Source organism: Alkalicoccobacillus gibsonii, assembly GCF_016798245.1.
Lineage (GTDB): Bacteria > Bacillota > Bacilli > Bacillales > Bacillaceae_D > Alkalicoccobacillus > Alkalicoccobacillus gibsonii.
The window spans coordinates 156,802-176,217 of sequence record NZ_JAEUZA010000005.1; the positions used below are offsets into that span (position 1 = coordinate 156,802).

Consider the following 19,416-nt stretch of genomic DNA (forward strand, 5'->3'; position numbering starts at 1 on the left):
CAATCCTAACTAGTAATGTAAGTACTTACTTGCATCTATTTTCTTAAGAAAAAGCATTCGTTTGAATGCTTTTAAGGCGAGACACCTCTGACAAAAAGCTGTACACTTCCTTTTAGAAATGCCTCATCAGGCAAAGACGTTACTCGATCACCAAATCTCGCTTTCGATATAAAATAACCGAAGTTCATCCAGATAAAATGAAGTGCCAGTTGCTCGCAATCAATTGCGATAATAAGCTCTCTATCTTTCATCTTTTCAAAGTATTGAGTTAAATATAGTTTAAACTCTACAGGCCCTCGTGAAATCTCATCGTTTAATTCTTCAATCTTATAAAATTCCTTAAACCCAAGCATCACAAAATCCTCAATACTTCGCATAAAATCAAGATAGCCCTTCGCAATTTTATACAGATCAGACTCAAGATCCCATTCGATTGACTGATCAATGATTCCTTTTAAGTCAGGACCAAATCTTTGCCCTTCTACGACTTTTTCAAGGATTGTTTGCTTATTTCCAAAGTGTCTAAAAAGCGTAACCTCATTACACCCTGCCTTTTCAGCAATTAAACGAGTGGTTGTTCCCTGGTAGCCATGCTCCTTTAACAGCTCGAGAGCAGCACTGAGAATTCGCTTCTTTGTCTTATCCTTTGCTGACATATCTGTCCATCCTTTAAAGAAATGCAAGTAGTTACTTGCATATTAACCGACAGTCGCATGTTCGTCAACTAGAAAATGAAGCGTGAATTGTCATCTTTTTAATAAACTCTTCTACAAACCTGTCGCATGCCTGAAAATCTTCCTCTGTCTCAGGTGTAAACTCGATCTTTAATCCTTCAGTTAAAAGAGCGGCCCCTCGTTCAACTAACTTCTTTTCAAATATATGTACGGCTTCACAAAATTCTGGGTAGACCGTATCGCCTGAACCAAATACAGCAGCTTGTTTACCCGTTAAGTTCACATCATCCATTGCTGCGTAAAAGTCATCTGCCTCATAAGGTAAGTCCCCATCTCCCCATGTATAAGAACCAATAATGATCCCGTCATACTCGGTAAGATTGACTGGATCATACTCCTCCATTTCCTCTTGATCTACAACAAATCCATTTGCACGCAATTTTCCCGTTATTAAATCAGCGATATCCTCTGTATTACCTGACATACTCGCAAAGACTAATACGATTTTAGACATCGACTCACCCTCTCTTTTCCTTTCTTGCTACCTCCATTCTAATGAGAATGAGAATTATTTTCAACTATAAATTTGTGTTTAACTCTCCCTGTTTGAAGGTATTGGAATTTTAAGGAGTTGATTGGATGTGGCCGAACAAGGAGAAACGAAAGGAAAATCGCAAGAAAGCACGAGAACGACAACACTGGTCTACTTTTCTTATTATAGGTATAGCCATTTTTATGAATAACGGATTTATTTTAGAAAGCAACCGACCTGATGTACTTATTTACACAATTATCGGTATAATGACAGGTTTGATTCCTCTGTTCTCTATTTGGCATGCTTGCAAAAGTCTGGAGCAGCGTAGACGTCTTGCTACAAAGGAAGCGTCTGAAGTTGCTTTTACAGTGGCTGCATTACTTTTCACATCCATCTTTATTGGTTTATTTCATGAAACGATTGAGCTTACCTTAGATCGGCTAGTCGCTGGAACTCTCGCCGTTTGCTTCTGGATTTTCTTTGGTATTGTCAGTCGTGTTGTGTATAAACGTCTGTTAATTCTTCAAAATGCATCTGCGGTTAAAGACAAACATGATAAGAAAACATTTTATAGGCAACTCACTATTGCAGGATCTGCATATGTCGTCTTTATTTTTGTCATGTTTTATTGGATCTTTTAAATGAGAGGAAATGATGGACATGAGTAAAAATGATCCGATTCCTTATTACGATGAGCAAAGTAAGCTTCATCTTCTATATCTCCTTTCAAGTATGTCATCCTTTCAGGTCATACGCTTTTCACTAGCGGATCTTTTTGCCATTGTCTTTATAAGCCTAACCATCGTGCTCACTCTCATCCCATTTTTCGTCACACTCAGGTGGGACCACGAACAAAAAGTAGATAGCTGGAATCGGGTTGTTGTTAAACGACTTCGTGATACGTCTTTTAGCTTATTAGTTGTCTTTGTTGCACTCGCTATTATGTTTCAATTCATTGACTATTATATTTACTGGAGTACATTCAGCTTTTACTTTTTTCTTTGGCTTGTATTTCTTCTTTATTATCACTCCCTTTATCAGAAGCTGCTATCCATTCAAAACGTTTCTTCTTCTGTTGATGCTAAGAGGTGGCGTGAGGATTGGACTAAGGATATAAGTATTTTGGTTGTTGGTTTGGTTATTATTGGGGTTATGATTTATTTTAATTAGTTAGATCGGTCAGATGATATCCAAAAGAACGTGACTCTCACTCAACGAGGGCCACGTTCTTTTATATCCTGCATTTATGAGTGTTTAATCATTGAAAGTCACTCCGGTTAATTCTTCACTAAGCTGCCATAAACGTTGAGCTGAATCAGAATCAGTAGCCCAAGGAAGCACGCCAGGCATGTCCTCAGGGGAAGTTACTGCTTTAGCTATATTAACATCTAAACAGTAAACGCCTCCCTTGTTCATTAGGGTTGGACTTGTAGCACACCATACACTGGTTGCTGCACCTTGTTCTTCAGTCTTTAAATCTGCCCCAAAATCTAAGCTATCAAGTTCCTGCTTTGTTAAGAAACGTGAAAGATCAGTATAGATGGCACCAGGATGTACAGAGAATGCTCGAATCCCGTGCTTATATCCTAATTTATCTAGTGAGACAGCAAACAATGCGTTGGCTGACTTAGACTGCCCGTATGCTCTCCATCTATCATATTCTGATGTTTCAAAGTTAGGATCTTCAAAATTGATTCCGCCAAAAACAATTCCGGAAGAAGAGAGAGAAACAACACGAGCATTCTTTGCTTGTATTAAAGCTGGCCAAAGTCGTGCCGTTAGCTGAAAATGACCTAAGTGATTAGTAGCAAATTGAGACTCATAACCTCGAGAATCTCTAGTTAGTGGCGCGGCCATTATACCTGCATTGTTTATAAGTATATCTAATGGTCTTCCTGAATCTAAAAAACGTTTTGCGAATGCATCGATTGAATTAGGGTCTATTAAATCCATTTCATATATTTCTACGCTCGGAACACCCTCTAGCACACTGCGAGCTTTATCAAGTGTACGAGCAGGAACAATAACTGTTACACCTGCTTCTGCTAAAGAACGAGTAGTTTCGAGTCCGATTCCAGAATAACCTCCTGTTACTATACACGTTTTCCCTTCCAAATTAAGTCCTTCAAGTACCTCTTTTGCAGTCGAATGTTTTTCAAAACCTGATTGAATAGGTTGCTGTGGGGTTTTAGTATAAGTGTTGTTCAATGACATAAGTAATTCTCCTTTATTTATAGCGTAGTTACATTCTACAGCTAAGAATACCTTAAGTTAAATATTAAGACCTTTTGAGGCTTCAATTCTGATTATCTCCAGTACGTTTTATTTTTAAACGCCACGCAGTTACTGTTCTGTCGTTACCCACCTTGAAAAATTTACAAAACAAGCATTTCCTTTTCTCCCCTCTATATTTTTGAGTTCCCCATACACCATATTTGCAGTTTATAGGCACATCGAGTTTCCAACATCTATCTTCCTCATATGATATCAAAGCTTTAAAAAAAGGAAGAAACTCAGGAGGTATAGATGTTAATTAACCGTCTTTTAAATAGTGGTTTTGAAACAGGGACATTGGTTCCATGGATTGTTACAAATGGTTTTCTTACTACAGCATTCAGCCATACCGGTCTTTATGCAGTTCAACTATCAAGCGCTACAGGTGCAAGTATTTCTCAAAATGTTGCGATAGAACCAGGTGAGAGCTTTGAGGTATTGGCCTCACTTGCGAGAACAACCGGACTTCCATCTCCACAGGTGGTTTTAACAGTTCAATTTTTTGATTCAGTCTTTAATGCAGTGGGAACAACGACTTCAGTGATCATTGAAACATCTGGGTTACCAGTTGTTGAAAACGAAACATGGTTAACTGTGTATGAAACCACTCCTATCGCACCAGTGGGAGCAGCCTCGGCAACCATTACATTTACTATTGCTCCCATTGTTGGTGGATCTGACATTGTCATTGATGATGTTGCACTAATTTCTTCCGCTCAGTTATTTGTTCCAAGTGGACCCCCTGGACCAACTGGACCGACTGGGCCAACCGGACCAACCGGACCAACTGGACCAACCGGGCCAACTGGGCCAACTGGGGCAACCGGGCCAACTGGACCAACTGGGGCAACTGGGCCAACTGGGCCAACTGGGCCAACTGGAACAACTGGGGCAACTGGGCCAACTGGGGCAACTGGGCCAACTGGGGCAACTGGGCCAACTGGGCCAACTGGGGCAACTGGATTAGCTGGAAGTGGAGCAATTATCCCATTTGCATCTGGACTTCCAACCGCCCTAACTACAGTTCTTGGCGGACTTACTGGCACTACAAGTCTAGTAGGTTTTGGAAACTCTGTAACAGGGATCAGTTTATTAGGCGGGAACACAATTGATTTAACAGGGGCTGCAGGGACCTTACTAAACTTTGCATTTATCGTACCAAGGGATGGGGTAATCACTTCATTATCAGCCTTATTCAGTACCACTGCTGCACTAGCATTAGTTGGCACTACAGTAACAATCACAGCACAAGTTTTCCGTTCTCCAGGTCCGGCGGCAACAAATATTCTAACAGCAATACCTGGAGCATCTGTTACCTTGACACCACCATTAACGGGGTTAGTAGCACTTGGAACCGTTTCTACTGGAAACGCGACAGGTCTTGCTATACCAGTCACTGCTGGAGACCGTCTCTTAATTGTCTTCTCAGCAACGGCAGCGGGTGTAAGCTTAGTAAATGCTGTTGCCGGTTACGCAAGTGCCGGATTAGGTATAAGTTAACGAATTACAGAGAGTTTCAAATTAAGAAGCCCCACTAACAGTCTTTAATAAACAAAAGTAGCTACGTATACATGCGTAGCTACTTTATTTATGCCTTTCAGATATTCACCTGCATGAAGATCTCTTGCTTTCTTTTCATTGGATCTAACTTTGACATTGGAGTATTGGCAACTTAAACGATGTCTCTAGTAGGGTCCTAGAACATCGGACTTTCTAATGATATAGAAGCAAAAAAAGACGAATAATCCTAGTTGGGGTTATTCGTCTCTTCATTATGTGTACGTAATGAGTGTCCTCACTCGTATACCTTCTTTTGATAGCCCTGCATAATTCTTTCAAGAGGTACCCACCCAATTATTTTTGGACTATTCCACCCAGGAGCACCACTTAAATTTTCAATGTCAAGATATCCGTTAATTCGAACCTTATCCCAAGCATGAATTACCTTGCCATGACCTATTGATAACCCTACGTGACCCCAGTTCTTATAATCCCCATTAATTGGACCTGAGCAATCATAAAAAACAAAAGAGCCTTTTTGAGGGATACCTTCACTTATACTTTCAGCATATAAGTTAGCCGATTCTTTTGCACTATCTCCTCCAAAAATTTCTATATGATTGCTTCTCTCTAATGCATCTTCTACAAAAGCCAAACAAATGTATGCGTAATCTATGGAACCTAATCGATCTTCAGCCCAACTGATTGCATTGTCAATATACACACAATATTTACCCATTAGCACTCTCCTAAACTAAAAGTTGGTTTTACCTCTAATCTATTCTTACGTTATTATTTTTTATACCTGGTTCATATAAAACACCAAAATTATCTCATCACAGCATAATGGTCTAGCTGGGTATGTATTAATTAAAGTATAACGTAGCATTAGATAGCTGACTAGAAGCCCTTTGCTATCATTATTCTAGTCAATCTCAAGTGATTGATTCATGTTACACTGGGATCATAAAATAAATTAGGAGAGAAAAGGAATTTTTCTTATGAATAAGACAATGAAGCGTTTGAAAGATAGTTGGAGAATCTTGTAATTCATCATCCAACCAAAGGATTTACCTTTAGAGGAAAGAGATAAATTGAATCAAATTATTTAGGAAAAGTTCAATGTTAATATTAGAGCCCCCCTAGAATAAATGGCTGCGTTTTCAATTCAAGTAAAGCGTCAAGCTTTATAACCTTTGGGGAGTAAGAGAAATCTTGTTTCCTTTTATGGAGGTCTAACATGATAAAGAAAAGTCTAGCTATAGTTAGTTGTTTTCTGTACTTATCCTCTTGTTCTCATTCTAGTTCTGGTGAAGACTTAGGTTCTTACTCAGAACTAGGTAACAGTAAATATGTTATTGGATTTTCAAATATTCTTGAACCTGGAAGCGAAATTGCCCTTTACAACGATCAAGGCGAACAATTAGAAGATCTAGCGTTCCCCGGTTTTGATCTATTGAATAGTGTGCAGACAACTGACAATATCTATATTGCAGGTCATCGAGGATATCAACACGCAAAAATTGAACGATCAACGGGTAACCTTTCTGTGCTTAAGCATCCTGAGAGTGTGGACGGCTATGGTGGGGCTTACCAAATGAACGTTAGTGATGGTTACATCTTCTATGATGTAAATGTTGGTTCAATGGAAGAGAGTAGTGGAAAGTATATAAGCTATTTTGTCTTTGGGAAAGAAAATCAAGAAGAGAAAATAGTAACCGAACTAGAAGGAACGGTTCACACAGCATTTCTATTAAACGATTATTTTTATGTTTATACTGAAAGTGAGCTCATTACAGGTGATGATGATCAACTAACCGCTGAATCTTTTCATAACTTTGTTTTAGTGGACAAAGAAACAGGAGAAGTGAACGACACTAATGTTCTTCCTATTGAAGAAGATATGTACCCGACAACGACTTTGAATGATATGTACACTATTTTTAATAATACTATTGTTATCTCTTATTCTGATAACATCAATCAATCAAAAGAAAATCAACTTATAGCATTCAACTGGGAAACGGAAGAAACAGAAGTCGTCAAAACGTTCCCTCAACCGCTTCGTCCAATTACAATTATACCTTACGAAGAAACTTTAATTGTCGTCAGTGAAACAGGAGTAGTTAAAATACTTGATCGCGAATATAACGAAGTTGAAGAATATACTTTGGAAATTGATTTTACTAGAGTGATGGACTTTGATGTAAACCAAGATCAGATATCGTTTATGGTTTATAAAGATTCATCTTCTGAATTCCAAGGGGAAATATCTACTTTTCAATTAATAGATGGTCAGAAACTCAATACTGTACCAATTGAATATAAAAAGGACTTTGAACAAGCTGAATTAATTGTAGTTGATTAAGATCTGCGTTTAAATTGATATGAAATTGAATCACTACTAGTATCATTCTTCTACAAAAATAACCACTCAGAACGAATTGTTCATGGGTGGTTATTTTTTTTACTGAAATTTTAATATAACTCTATAATCTTATTCTAATGATTCTTTTTTTGTCATTGTATAAACTCTAAAAGCGAACTATATAAATTTATGACCTTTCTTATTAGTACGATTCTCTTACCCACTTTCTAAAATTGTCATAATAAAACCAAAATTTAATTGACAAACACTCTCATTTACCTATACACTAATTGAGAATGATTATTGTTATTGGATACATATAAATTAAATAGATTGGTAGGGGTTATTTATGAAATTCAAGTGGTTAATTGGTTCGGCTGCATTAACGGTTGCTTTAGCAGGATGCGGAAGTGAGTCTTCTGAGACAACAGGAAGTGAAGATGAAAAATCAGAATCGACGAATACTCAAACAGCATCAGATGAAACAAGTTCTGAGTATCCGATCACGATTGAGCACGCTTTTGGTGAAACCGTTTTAGATGAGAAACCTGAACGAGTGGCTACGATTCAGTGGGGAAATCAGGATATCGCACTAGCTCTTGACACCGTTCCAGTTGGATTTTCTGCGGCTAACTTTGGAATCGTTGATGACAAAGGAATGCTTCCTTGGACGGCAGAAAAAGTAGAAGAGCTTGGAGAATCAGATCCAAATGTGTACCAGGATACGGACGGTCTTGATTTTGAGGCGATTGCGGACTCTAATCCAGATGTCATTCTCGCTGCCTACTCTGGTATCTCTCAAGAGGATTATGATTTACTGACTCAAATTGCTCCTGTTGTTGCTTACCCAACTTCTCCATGGACAACAACTTGGCGCGAACAGATTACCTATAACGCAATGGGTATGGGAATGGAAGCTGAGGGTGAACAGCTTGTTGAAGATACAGAAGCATTAATTGATGAAACGGTCTCAGAACATCCTGAAATTGCAGGAAAAAATGTTCTCTGGGTAAACTTCTCGGCTAATGATTTATCACAGCTTCATCTTTACACGCCTGTTGATACACGCGTATCCTTTTTACAAGAGTTAGGCTTAGTATTCCCGGATAATGTATCGGAAATGATTGAAGATGATACGGCTTACTCACTTAATTTAAGTGCGGAAAATGCTGATGCGTTAAATGAAGCGGATGTGATTGTTGGATACGGAGACGACTCGCTACTTGAAGCACTTCAAAATGATTCTCGTTTGGGGCAAATCCCAGCTATTGAAAATGGTGCGGTTGTCTTTATTGACGGTAACTCTGATCTAGCTGCTGCTGGTACACCAAACCCACTTTCTATTTCTTATACAATCGATGAGTATGTTGACCTCATTGATGAAGCGATCCAAAAAAACGAGGAATAATGAAGTGAGGACACATACGAAATCAAACGTGCATCTTCCAAAGCATTTTTGGAAGGTGCTCCTTCTTTCTCTTGTCCTTCTTTTTGCCTGTATGATCGCCTCTCTTGTCTTTGGTTCAAGGGTTGTCACAAGAGAGGAACTGTTCGCTGGATTGTTTCAACCTGAATACGAATCGTATGGGGCAAGTGTTGTTCGCGAGCGCATTCCGCGAACCATTTTTAGCTTGTTCTGTGGGGCTGCTCTCGGTGTGTCAGGTGCGTTAATGCAAGCCGTGACACGAAATCCGATTGCAGATCCGAGTATTCTAGGTGTAAATACAGGTGCTTCTCTCTTTGTGGTAGCCGGCTTAGCATTTTTGAACATTAGTACAGCAGGTGAGTATATTTGGCTGGCTATTACAGGTGCGATGCTAACGGCTATCTTTGTATATGGAGTTGGGTCTATGGGGCGGTCTGGTCCGACACCTCTTAAGCTTGTTCTTGCAGGTGCAGCAACGAGCGCTGCCCTCTCCTCTTTAGTGAGTGCCATTATGCTGCCTCGCTCAGACGTGATGGATCAGTTTCGATTTTGGCAGGTTGGTAGCTTAGGCTCAGCAAACTGGAGTTCTAATACACTCTTCATCCCGTTCTTACTTGTTGGGGTGATTCTTGCTATTATTACGGCACCTGCACTTAATGCACTAGCACTTGGAGATGAAGTTGCGACAAGTCAGGGCGTGCGGACAGGCGTACTAAGATTGGTTGCTGCCTTTGCCGGTGTGATTCTTTGCGGGGCTGCCACAGCACTTGCTGGCCCCATTGGCTTCGTGGGGCTATTGTCCACGCACCTAATGAGGTTAACACTTGGTGCTGATCTACGTTTTATTATCCCGATGTCCGCCTTATCAGGGGCTGGCATATTAACAATATCCGATGTGTGCGGAAGGTTGCTCGGGAGTCCTGGAGAACTTGAAGCTGGAGTATTAACAGCCTTTTTAGGAGCCCCAATCCTTATCTATCTTGCCACTCGAATGAAAGTGCGATCATTATGAGAGAACATACAATCACTCAAATCAAAAGCGGCCGTCGTAACCGGCTTAGGCGCTGGATTCTTGTTAATAGTCTATTGATCTTACTTGCATGTGTCCTTTGCATTGCAATGCTGATGATAGGGAATACCATCTATCCAGCCAGTGATGTTATTCGTGTATTAATGGGCGAATCAGTCGATGGTGCAACCTTTGCAGTTAATACCATTCGTCTTCCGCGAATGCTTGCCGGGCTTTTTGCTGGGATTGCCTTTGGTATTGCCGGGAATACATTTCAAACGATGTTGCGTAATCCACTCGCGAATCCTGATATTCTTGGCATTACAGCTGGTTCAAGTGTAGCCGCTCTTATCTGTATCCTTATTTTTCGAACAAGCAATACAACGATTTCTATTGCTGCGGTCCTTGCAGGTTTAGCTACTGTAGTTATCATTTATATTTTGGCAAAAGGGAAATCCTTTTCAGTCGGTCGCCTTATTTTAGTTGGAATCGGCATTCAAGCCATGCTTAGTGCTGTGATCTCTTATCTTCTATTAATAGGAGCTCAGCAGGATCTAGCAACAGCCCTGCGTTGGTTGAGCGGCAGCTTGAACGGATCTCAGCTTCAAGCGATCACTCCATTAATGATCACCGTTGTAATTTGTGCACCGATTGTTATGCTTCTTGGTAGTCAGTTAAGCTTGTTAGAACTTGGCGAACAGTCAGCTACCTCACTTGGATTAAACACAAACAAAACGAGAATGCTGCTAATCTTAAGTTCTGTTGCTATGATTGCTGTGGCCACTGCAACAACAGGACCAATCGCATTTGTTGCGTTTCTCTCAGGTCCAATTGCAAAGCGGTTAGTCGGTCCTGGCTACTCCAATGTCCTGCCTGCGGGTTTAGTTGGATTAAACCTTGTTCTTGCAGCTGATTTAATTGGTCAATTTGCCTTTGAAGTACGTTTCCCTGTTGGCATTATTACTGGGTTGCTAGGTGCACCTTATTTAATTTATTTACTTATCCGCATGAATCGAAAGGGAAGTTTATAATGAAACCTACTCATACATTGCAAGCGGAACAAATTAGCGCGGGGTATGATGAAAAAATCATCTTAAATGAGATTAATGTATCCATACTCCATGGCAAGATCAATGTCATTATTGGTGCGAATGCCTGTGGTAAGTCCACGCTACTGAAAACGATGGCACGTTTACTCAAGCCAGCAGATGGCATGGTATCACTTGATGGGAAGTCAGTTGCCACGTTCTCTCCTAAACAATTTGCACGAGTGATTGGAATGCTACCGCAATCACCTACCGTTCCAGAGGGCATTACTGTTGCTGACTTAGTTGGACGTGGCCGCTATCCACACCAGTCCTTACTTGGTACCTGGTCAAAAAAAGACTACGCGGCTGTAGCAGAAGCAATGGAAATGATGAATATCACAGAGCTTGCGAATCGAAGCATTGACGAGCTTTCAGGTGGACAAAGACAGCGTGTCTGGATTGCCATGGCCTTAGCGCAGCAAACCGATATCCTGTTCCTTGATGAACCAACAACGTTCCTCGATATTACGTATCAAGTAGAAATCCTAGACCTTCTTACAGATTTAAATAAGAAGCATGGAACAACGATTGTTATGGTGTTGCATGATATTAATTTAACAGCTAGGTACGCAGATTATATCTTTGCCTTAAGAAAAGGTCAGCTCATAGCTGAAGGAGCGCCAACAGATGTGATTACAAGTGAGGCCGTGAAAGAAATCTACGGATTAGATTGCACAGTAATCCCCGACCCAGTTTCACATACTCCCTTGGTAGTTCCAAGAGGTCGTTATCATGTAAAAGCATAAAAAAAAGAAACCGGCCACTTATTGGTCGGTTTCTCCATTTTCAAGCTTCTTTTGATCACGCGCAGCTGGCGTAAGCATTTGAAAATGTCTATATAAATTCACAAACTCGGCCGGTAAGCTACCGCCTCGTTCCCCATCTAAGTTCAGCTTCATTTCGGCATTGCCATCCAGTACTTCTACTTTAATGCGGTTCGCTTGGATGTACATTACCTTCGGATGATTAATATGTTCGCCACGTAAGGCAAGCCCACCAACTTGAATGAACTCCGCAAACGTCGTCTTTTTCACAATGAGAAAATCAAACATCCCATCCTGAAGAGACGCCCGTGGTGCAAGCTTTTCAAAGCCACCCACAGAATTCGTATTTGCGATTAAAAACATCATGATGTCGCCTTCAAATAGCTTTCCATCATATTCAATCCGAACAGAAGTCGGTGAAATTTGAGGTAGCTTCTCAAGACCTTTAATGTAATAAGCAAGCTGACCAACGAGTGTTTTTAGCTTAATAGGAACTTCATACGTTAGTTCAGTCAGCGCACCCGCTGCTGCTATATTCACAAAGTACTTATCGTTAATTTTTCCTATATCAATCGGCTCAATGTGATCACCACATAAGACATCACACGCTTTGGTAATATCCTTCGAAATCCCCAGTGCTCGCGCAAAATCATTTGTTGTACCAGCTGGAATAATCCCAAGCATTGGACGATTCTCAAGCTCTGCCAAACCATTTACGACTTCAAAAATCGTACCATCCCCACCGGCTGCAATGACTAGATCATAACCCTGCTCACCCGCGCGTCTAGCTGCTCGCTTGGCACAACCCTCTTCTGGCGTTGTCGCATGCGCTGACGTCTCATACCCTGCTTTCTCCAAACGATCTAGCACATAGGCTAAATTCTTACGGATCTGCTCACGCCCTGAGGTTGGATTATAAATTAAACGTGCTGTTTTCATATGGCTCTCCCACTTTGCTTCAAGGTATACCGCTCAGAAATCTCTACTTTGTATTGTATCGCAAAAAAGACGAAAAACAATCCTTTCTGCCTATTTCTCAAATTGTTACAAAAGTTAAGGACGATTTGATTTGAGGTTAAGAAATGATTAAATGTCTAAGTCTAATTTGATCAGTTGCTTTATGTAGAGTATTTCCCTTTAGAAAAGTTGAATAAACTTATGATTAAGTGAGAGGATAGCGTAGCAGTTTGGGGCTGGGCTATCGCATTGATTCCTCCTCCATCGCATGGATCCGGCGGGCTATCACATCAATCTCTCCTTCATCACATGGATCCCGCGGGCTATCACATCAATCTCTACTCCATCGCATGAATCCGGCACCCTATCACATCAATCTCTCCTTCATCGTATGAATCCGGCACCCTATCACATTAATCCCTCCTCCATCGCTTCAACTAAGCAAATCCCTACAACTCTCTCATTCACACCTAGATTTATTTTCCATATTGGTAGATAATAGAACCTGAACTTATAGGAAAGGAAGATCCCATCAACGTTATGACTGCAGACACTATTTTTTCTCTCATCAAAGATCACTTCACCACCTCACTAATGGGCATTATCATGTTAGCTTTACTATTCTCCATCGCTTACTTCCTCGTGTACAAAAAGCTATTACGAGGGACTGCCAGCATTTCCATTAAGCCCACCATTGTTACTTTTATGTTGGTCGGATATATTCTCATGGTACTTGGGGTCACCGTATTTTCAAGAGGGTCTTATTATGCTGGTTCCATCGACCTTACACTGTTTAGTTCGTACGTAGAGGCGTGGAACGAATTTAGCGTAAAAAGTTGGCAGTTCGTCATTTTGAACATCGTGATGTTTCTTCCATTAGGCATTCTTTTACCGCTACTTCAAGATCGATTTAAGCATGCAGCTTGGACACTTGCTGCGGCAATTCTTTTTACGTTAGCAATTGAAACATTTCAGTACTTTACAGGCTTTGGTGTCTTTGAGGTAGATGATTTGTTTAACAACACATTAGGGGCCATTATTGGATATGGAATGACTATGAGTGTACTGAAGGTACGGAACAAACGATTATGGCCGACTATTGGCTATCTCTCCCCCTTACTTCTTACGTTACTGGCTTTCGGAATCGTCTTTGGCACCTATTCATTAAAGGAATTTGGTAATCTTAGTATTGCTCCGACAAAAAAGGTTAATATGAATGAAACAACAATTATTTTAGATGTGTTTTTCAATGGAGAGACTGATTCAGCAACACCTGTATATCAAGTATCACCGTATTCACATGCTGAGGCACTAGAGGAAGTTAAAGAGTTGTTAATAAATAAAAATATTGACCCGCACGAGATAAATGAGGATATTTATACGGAAACAGGCGTTTATACATTGCAAAGCGAACCGTATTATTCCGTATGGTTTGAGTTTAAAGACGGGAGTTATAGATATAATGAGGGCTTAGACTTTGAAGATAACGTAATGCCTAAAGATACCGACCAGGAGATATTAATTCAAAAGCTTTCCGAATTCGGCATTACTCCACTAGATCAAACTAATTTTCACCAACTGGACACAGGTAGATATGAGTGGACAGCCGATCTGCTAGAAAAGGATGGTCAACTAATTGATGGCACTTTAACTGTTGAGTATTACTCAGACGATTCAATAAAATCCATTGAGCAATCAATGATTACTTATGATAAAGTGATAGACAAACGGCTTAAGTCTGAACAAAAAGCCTTTAATCAATTAATGGAAGGCTCCTTTTATCCATATGCTGAGCACTATGACAAAATAGAAATTAAAGAGCTAAATGTTACGTATGTACTTGACTCAAAAGGTTTCTATCAACCTGTGTATGCCTTTAAAAGTATTGTAGATGGAAATGAGTTGGATTTACTCATTCCAGCCCTATAAAAAAAGCCAAATTCCTCTACGAAGGAATTTGGCTTTTCATTTAAAGAATGGCACGAATTAATCCATTTGCCACAACGGCAATCATCAAAATTAGGACCACTCGATTGTATTTGCTTTCCTTCCCCTTAAATCCGGCAATCACTCCTACTGTTAAGAGAACAACAAAGGCTGCATTCATCCCAATGATAAACCACGGCTGAAACAGGCTAGCCACAAAGAGTAGAATGGCTAGTATCCCGAGAATCACTTCGCTTGTACTAAAACGCCACATCTAACCCCTCCTACCCTAAACTGTACCCTTCCTGTACTCTTCGTATGCACAAAAAAAGGAGCTGCCCCTTAGGACAAGCTCCATTCCTTGATTAACGCTTATTGATTTCTTCCATTAGGAATTGGTTCACCAATTGCGGGTTCGCTTTTCCTCTGGAAGCTTTCATGATTTGACCAACAAGGAAGCCCACAGCACGGTCTTTTCCGTTTTTGAAATCGATGATGGATTGTTCGTTTTGATCCAATACATCAACGACCATTTTGCGGATTTCGCCTTCATCAGAAATTTGAACAAGCCCTTTGTCTTGAACAATTTTCTCTGCGTCTCCACCTTTTTCGATCAGGTCTTTGAACACCTTCTTCGCAATCTTAGAGGAGATGGTTCCTTTTTCAATTAGCTTAATCATTCCAGCTAGTGATTCAGGTGTGATGGCTGTTTCACCAAGTTCCTTCTGCTCTGCATTCAGATACTCGGATACGCCACCCATTAACCAGTTTGAAACAAGCTTTTGATCTGCTCCAAGTTCAATGGTTGCTTCAAAGAAATCAGACATTTCTTTTGTAAGCGTCAGAACCTTCGCATCATATGCTGGTAAACCAAGCTCTTCCACATAACGTTGTTTACGAGCATCTGGAAGCTCAGGAATCTCCGCACGGATGCGTTCTTTCCATTCATCATCAATGTGTAAAGCGGTTAGATCCGGCTCTGGGAAATAACGATAGTCGTCAGATCCTTCTTTTACACGCATCAGAATCGTCTTTCCGCCAGCTTCATCAAAGCGACGTGTTTCCTGCTCGATGATTCCGCCAGATAGAAGAACCTGCTCCTGACGTTTTTCCTCATACTCTAATCCTTTGCGAACAAAGTTAAAGGAGTTCAGGTTCTTAAGCTCTGCTTTTGTTCCAAACTCTTCTTGTCCAACCGGACGAAGAGAGATGTTCGCATCACAACGCAACGACCCTTCTTCCATCTTACAATCAGATACGCCTGTGTATTGAATGATCGCTTTTAGCTTCTCAAGATACGCATACGCTTCTTCAGGTGTACGGATGTCCGGCTCAGATACGATCTCAACAAGCGGCGTTCCTTGACGGTTGTAGTCAACAAGAGAATAGCCACCAGCTGAGTGAGTGAGCTTCCCTGCATCCTCTTCCAGGTGCAAGCGTGTAATACCGATACGCTTTTTCTTACCTTCTACTTCAATTTCAATCCAGCCGTTTTCACCGATTGGTTTATCGAATTGAGAGATCTGGTAAGCCTTTGGATTATCAGGGTAAAAGTAGTTTTTACGGTCAAACTTTGTATCTGTTGCGACTTCGCAATTCAACGCCATAGAAGCCTTCATTGCGAATTCCACTGCTTTTTTATTTAAAACTGGAAGCACACCAGGGTAACCAAGATCGATTACACTTGTGTTCGCATTTGGCTCTGCTCCAAAATGGTTTGGGCTCGCAGAGAAAATCTTTGAGTCCGTTTTTAATTCTACGTGAACCTCTAGTCCAATTACCGTTTCAAAATTTGTCATGTCAATGGACCCCCTTTACAACGCTGGCTTCGCATCGGCAAAATCCGCTGCCTGCTCATAGGCGTGGGCTACACGATACACAGTCTTTTCATCAAAGTGCTTTCCAATAATTTGTAGTCCTAGTGGAAGTCCGTCTTGGAATCCACACGGTACACTGATCGCTGGTACCCCTGCAAGGTTTACTGGAATCGTTAAAATATCATTCGCATACATCGTTAATGGATCATCCGTCTTTTCACCAATCTTAAACGCTGGTGTTGGAGTCGTTGGTCCAACAATGACATCGTAGTTTTCAAAGACATCTTCAAAGTCTTTTTTAATTAACGTACGAACCTGTTGAGCTTTCTTGTAGTACGCATCATAGTAGCCTGAGCTAAGAGCAAATGTACCAAGCATGATACGGCGTTTCACTTCGTTACCGAAACCTTCCGCACGTGTTTGCTTATACATCTCAAGCAGGTTGTCTGCATTATCTGTACGATAACCATAACGCACTCCATCAAAACGAGACAGGTTAGCTGAAGCCTCAGATGAAGAGATCAGGTAGTACGTTGCAAGCGCGTATTTAGAATGTGGAAGTGAAACTTCATCCCATGTTGCTCCTTGTGCCTCAAGCACTTTAAGCGCATCAAGAACCGATTGTTTCACTTCAGGCTGAACACCTTCACCAAGGTATTCTTTTGGAACAGCAATCTTCAGACCTTTTACATCACCAGTAAGTCCTGACAGGAAATCAGGAACATCTACTTGAGCAGATGTTGAATCCATTGGATCCACTCCTGAGATTGATTGAAGAAGATACGCATTATCTTCTACACGACGTGTAACAGGACCAATTTGATCAAGAGAAGAGGCAAATGCCACTAATCCAAAACGAGACACACGGCCATATGTAGGCTTTAATCCAACCACACCACAGTAAGCTGCTGGTTGACGAATGGAACCACCCGTATCAGAGCCTAGTGAGAAAAGGACCTCTCCTGCTGCAACTGCGGCTGCAGACCCACCACTTGATCCACCTGGAACATAGTCAAGATTCCAAGGATTCTTTGTTTTTGCAAGAGCTGCGTTCTCAGTAGAAGAACCCATCGCAAACTCATCCATGTTTAACTTACCGATCGTCACGGCTTGATCTTGACGCAGCTTTTGAACAACTGTTGCATCATAGATCGGATTAAAGTTTTCAAGGATACGACTTGAGCACGTTGTACGAAGATCTTTTGTAACAATATTATCTTTTACACCAATTGGCATACCAAAAAGCAAGCCTTCAGGTGTTGCTACTTCATCTAACTCTTTTGCATACGCACGAGCTTTTTCTTCATCAAGTGTCAGGAATGATTGAACTTTTCCATCGACCTCTGCAATACGCTTGTAGGATTCATCTACAAGGTCCGTTACCTTTATTTCTTTTTGCGTAAGCTTCGCGTGAAGCTCTTTAATTGAATGGTCAAATAAAGACATTCTGGATCCTCCCTGCTATTCCATTATAGACGGCACTCGCACTTGACCATCCTCATGGTCAGGAGCGTTTTTCAAGACTTCCTCAACTGGTAACCCAGCGTCAGGCTTGTCCTCGCGCAGAACATTCTTCATGTTAAGTACATGAGTTGTTGGCTCTACACCTTCTGTATCTAATTCATTTAACTGCTCTGCAAATGAAATAATATCATCCAGCTGCTTTGTGAACATTTGAGCTTCCTCTTCCGAAATCGCAAGACGCGCCAAATTTGCCACGTGTTTCACTTGATCTGTTGAGATTCGAGACATCTCATTACACCTCCAAAATCGCATGTTGACAATACTTTAAACTATACCAAATTAAAGACCGGCAAGCAACAGAGGGTTGCAGGTGCTTGAGGATGAAATGAAGTGAGAAACCCTTGATGTTATAGGATTTATTGAGATTATATAGATGATACTTTATTTCTGTGACGTGGTGGTGTAGAGGTGTACTCTAACTGTTTATCTATGATTTTGCTTCTGTTGACAATTAAACAAACCTCTGTAAAAGTTAAACTATGTAAAAGTGATTAAAAAGGAGCGGATGCGAATGGTGAGCATTCGAGACATTGCAAAAAAAGCTGGTGTATCCGTTACATCTGTTTCTTATGCACTCAATGGCAATCCAAAAGTTTCTAAGAAAACAACAGAGCACATCAAACAAGTAGCAAGAGAGTTAAATTACCGACCTAATGCAGCCGCACGTACGTTAAAAACCCGACTAACAAAAAAAATTGGTATTTTTATTCGTGAAGACCGTGGAATCTTCTTTGGAGATATTCTTTCCGGTGTCATTGAAACCTGTTCGAAATTTGGCTACGATGTTGTCGTTTGTACAGGAGAGAAAGCTTTGGACTCTTTAGATAATGGATCTGTTGATGGTGGATTGGTTATGGACAACCGCATTACATCAGAAGAAGTGATGCGCTTAGCGGACGCCGGACGTAAGCTAGTCGTCCTTGATCGAACCTTCTATCACAAACACGTACGTCAGGTTCTTCTCGACAATGAGAACGGAATGAAACAGATGATTCAGCATCTTGTAGACTTGCCTACTCAAACGACCTATCTTGTGACTGGAAGTAATCAAAATTTTGATAACCAAATTCGCTCAAAAGCTGCCCTTGCCACCTTCTCTGACCTTGCACCCAATCGAGAAATTTCAGTGTTAGAAGGAGACTTCAGGTTAAATGGCGGATTAGAGGCAGCTAAAATCATTGAAAGAGAATGGAATGGTGAGCCAACAACCGTTTTAGCCCTCTCAGACAGTCCTGCAATTGGTATGCAGGAATATTTTCAAAAAAAGGGATTTGTGATTGGTAGGGATATCTTGCTCGCAGGCTTTGATAACAGTTTACTCAGCCAGTACGTTACCCCTCCTCTCACAACTGTTGATTATTCAACAGAACTCTGGGGAAACATTGCAGCTAAGGTCTTGCTCCAACTCGTTCAAAGTGATGATACCCATGACGAACTCATTCCTACCAGCTTAAAAATAAGAACCTCAACTACAGGATAACCTGTAAGGATAGAGGTTCTTATTTTTTTCTTGCAATTTAATTTACCGTCGATTTATACTGTAGGTACATAAAC

The 19,416-nt window shown here is 40.8% G+C and carries 19 protein-coding genes; 10 read left to right on the forward strand and 9 right to left on the reverse strand.

What is annotated here, in order from left to right; genetic code table 11:
- Positions 1-71 precede the first annotated feature (71 nt).
- Complete coding sequence (locus tag JNO66_RS17695) at positions 72-656, reverse strand: TetR/AcrR family transcriptional regulator (protein WP_203090522.1); 585 nt, start codon at positions 654-656, stop codon at positions 72-74.
- A gap of 64 nt (positions 657-720) precedes the next feature.
- The gene (locus JNO66_RS17700) at positions 721-1,188 is read right to left on the reverse strand and encodes a flavodoxin (protein WP_203090524.1); all 468 of its coding nucleotides are present in this window, start codon (positions 1,186-1,188) and stop codon (positions 721-723) included.
- A 125-nt stretch (positions 1,189-1,313) separates the two neighbouring features.
- On the opposite strand from JNO66_RS17700, the gene JNO66_RS17705 reads away from it, so the two are divergent.
- Together JNO66_RS17705 and JNO66_RS17710 are read left to right on the forward strand one after the other, a co-directional pair.
- Complete coding sequence (locus JNO66_RS17705; RefSeq protein ID WP_203090526.1) at positions 1,314-1,850, forward strand: hypothetical protein; 537 nt, start codon at positions 1,314-1,316, stop codon at positions 1,848-1,850.
- A gap of 19 nt (positions 1,851-1,869) precedes the next feature.
- Positions 1,870-2,379 carry a hypothetical protein gene (locus JNO66_RS17710; RefSeq protein ID WP_203090527.1) on the forward strand — a complete coding sequence of 170 codons (510 nt, stop codon included), beginning with the start codon at positions 1,870-1,872 and terminating at the stop codon, positions 2,377-2,379.
- An 84-nt stretch (positions 2,380-2,463) separates the two neighbouring features.
- On the opposite strand, the gene JNO66_RS17715 is transcribed toward JNO66_RS17710, so the two are convergent.
- A complete protein-coding gene (locus tag JNO66_RS17715) occupies positions 2,464-3,423 on the reverse strand; it encodes an oxidoreductase (protein ID WP_203090528.1) in 960 nt (319 codons plus the stop codon).
- A 312-nt stretch (positions 3,424-3,735) separates the two neighbouring features.
- On the opposite strand from JNO66_RS17715, the gene JNO66_RS17720 reads away from it, so the two are divergent.
- Positions 3,736-4,983, forward strand: coding sequence for an NTTRR-F1 domain (locus tag JNO66_RS17720; RefSeq protein ID WP_203090529.1), 1,248 nt, complete (start codon positions 3,736-3,738; stop codon positions 4,981-4,983).
- A gap of 295 nt (positions 4,984-5,278) precedes the next feature.
- On the opposite strand, the gene JNO66_RS17725 is transcribed toward JNO66_RS17720, so the two are convergent.
- Positions 5,279-5,722 carry an NlpC/P60 family protein gene (locus JNO66_RS17725; RefSeq protein WP_203090530.1) on the reverse strand — a complete coding sequence of 148 codons (444 nt, stop codon included), beginning with the start codon at positions 5,720-5,722 and terminating at the stop codon, positions 5,279-5,281.
- Between the two features lie 501 nt (positions 5,723-6,223).
- Between JNO66_RS17725 and JNO66_RS17730 the strand changes: the two genes are divergently transcribed.
- From JNO66_RS17730 to JNO66_RS17750, 5 genes are all read left to right on the forward strand, one after another.
- On the forward strand, positions 6,224-7,351 hold the full coding sequence (locus JNO66_RS17730; RefSeq protein WP_203090531.1) for a hypothetical protein: 1,128 nt from the start codon (positions 6,224-6,226) through the stop codon (positions 7,349-7,351).
- Between the two features lie 349 nt (positions 7,352-7,700).
- A complete protein-coding gene (locus JNO66_RS17735) occupies positions 7,701-8,759 on the forward strand; it encodes an iron-siderophore ABC transporter substrate-binding protein (protein WP_203090532.1) in 1,059 nt (352 codons plus the stop codon).
- Positions 8,731-9,789 carry a FecCD family ABC transporter permease gene (locus tag JNO66_RS17740; protein ID WP_203090534.1) on the forward strand — a complete coding sequence of 353 codons (1,059 nt, stop codon included), beginning with the start codon at positions 8,731-8,733 and terminating at the stop codon, positions 9,787-9,789. Before JNO66_RS17735 ends, JNO66_RS17740 begins: the two co-directional genes overlap by 29 nt.
- A complete protein-coding gene (locus JNO66_RS17745) occupies positions 9,786-10,817 on the forward strand; it encodes a FecCD family ABC transporter permease (RefSeq protein WP_203090535.1) in 1,032 nt (343 codons plus the stop codon). The genes JNO66_RS17740 and JNO66_RS17745 overlap by 4 nt, the downstream gene beginning before the upstream one ends.
- Entirely contained in the window at positions 10,817-11,620 is an 804-nt protein-coding gene (locus tag JNO66_RS17750) for an ABC transporter ATP-binding protein (RefSeq protein WP_203090536.1), read from the forward strand. Before JNO66_RS17745 ends, JNO66_RS17750 begins: the two co-directional genes overlap by 1 nt.
- Positions 11,621-11,638: 18 nt before the next feature.
- Here JNO66_RS17750 and JNO66_RS17755 read toward each other — a convergent pair whose 3' ends face one another.
- Positions 11,639-12,577, reverse strand: coding sequence for a diacylglycerol kinase (locus tag JNO66_RS17755; protein WP_203090537.1), 939 nt, complete (start codon positions 12,575-12,577; stop codon positions 11,639-11,641).
- Positions 12,578-13,135: 558 nt separating this feature from the next.
- On the opposite strand from JNO66_RS17755, the gene JNO66_RS17760 reads away from it, so the two are divergent.
- A complete protein-coding gene (locus tag JNO66_RS17760; RefSeq protein ID WP_210340933.1) occupies positions 13,136-14,524 on the forward strand; it encodes a VanZ family protein in 1,389 nt (462 codons plus the stop codon).
- A gap of 40 nt (positions 14,525-14,564) precedes the next feature.
- On the opposite strand, the gene JNO66_RS17765 is transcribed toward JNO66_RS17760, so the two are convergent.
- The 4 genes from JNO66_RS17765 to gatC all read right to left on the reverse strand — a co-directional run bounded on the left by JNO66_RS17765 (position 14,565) and on the right by gatC (position 18,090).
- The gene (locus JNO66_RS17765; protein WP_203090539.1) at positions 14,565-14,795 is read right to left on the reverse strand and encodes a hypothetical protein; all 231 of its coding nucleotides are present in this window, start codon (positions 14,793-14,795) and stop codon (positions 14,565-14,567) included.
- A 91-nt stretch (positions 14,796-14,886) separates the two neighbouring features.
- Positions 14,887-16,320, reverse strand: a complete 1,434-nt coding sequence (gene gatB, locus JNO66_RS17770) for an Asp-tRNA(Asn)/Glu-tRNA(Gln) amidotransferase subunit GatB (RefSeq protein ID WP_203090540.1) — start codon at positions 16,318-16,320, stop codon at positions 14,887-14,889.
- Positions 16,321-16,335: 15 nt separating this feature from the next.
- Entirely contained in the window at positions 16,336-17,784 is a 1,449-nt protein-coding gene (gene gatA, locus JNO66_RS17775; protein ID WP_203090541.1) for an Asp-tRNA(Asn)/Glu-tRNA(Gln) amidotransferase subunit GatA, read from the reverse strand.
- Positions 17,785-17,799: 15 nt separating this feature from the next.
- On the reverse strand, positions 17,800-18,090 hold the full coding sequence (gene gatC, locus JNO66_RS17780; protein ID WP_203090542.1) for an Asp-tRNA(Asn)/Glu-tRNA(Gln) amidotransferase subunit GatC: 291 nt from the start codon (positions 18,088-18,090) through the stop codon (positions 17,800-17,802).
- A gap of 283 nt (positions 18,091-18,373) precedes the next feature.
- On the opposite strand from gatC, the gene JNO66_RS17785 reads away from it, so the two are divergent.
- A complete protein-coding gene (locus JNO66_RS17785; protein ID WP_203090543.1) occupies positions 18,374-19,342 on the forward strand; it encodes a LacI family DNA-binding transcriptional regulator in 969 nt (322 codons plus the stop codon).
- The last annotated feature ends 74 nt before the right edge of the window (positions 19,343-19,416 follow it).